This is a genomic window from Williamsia sp. Y721 (assembly GCF_059683565.1).
On record NZ_JCASNH010000010.1, the window covers coordinates 1 to 531 of the forward strand.

Annotated in this window: 1 rRNA gene; it reads right to left on the reverse strand. The window is 50.5% G+C overall.

Going from position 1 to position 531, the window contains the following annotated elements:
- Window positions 1-424: 424 nt before the first annotated feature.
- Window positions 425-531, reverse strand: a 16S ribosomal RNA gene (locus tag AC56PL_RS27580); the annotation flags it as partial.

A 531-nucleotide genomic window follows, 5' to 3' on the forward strand; every position in this document is an offset into this window, starting at 1 on the left:
CTGGTGCCAAGGCATCCACCGTACGCTCTTAAACACTTACAAACATTTATCAAAACAAAAATAAAGATGCTCGCATCCACTGTGCAATTCTCAAACAACACACACCAACCAACCCCAACACCCCAAACAAACCCCTTCGAGTTCATTTGATAACAGGCGGAACCTGGCCGATATCTTGTCTAACCCTAGAAAGAACACGTGTGTTCTCTCAGGACCCAATAGTGTATCGATTCTTTATATGGTCACCCACATAAACGCCGGCCTCATCCGTAAATGGAATCGGTTGGCATTGTTAGCGTTTCACCCATGAGCTCCCACCGTCAAACATTTGCTGACGTAATGGGGCCACCGTCTCCGCCCCACCCCCGAAGAGGTAGTTGCTGGTACAAAGCAGCAGCAGATGACAGTTTATGTTGCTCCTTAGAAAGGAGGTGATCCAGCCGCACCTTCCGGTACGGCTACCTTGTTACGACTTCGTCCCAATCGCCAATCCCACCTTCGACGGCTCCCTCCCACAAGGGGTTGGGCCAC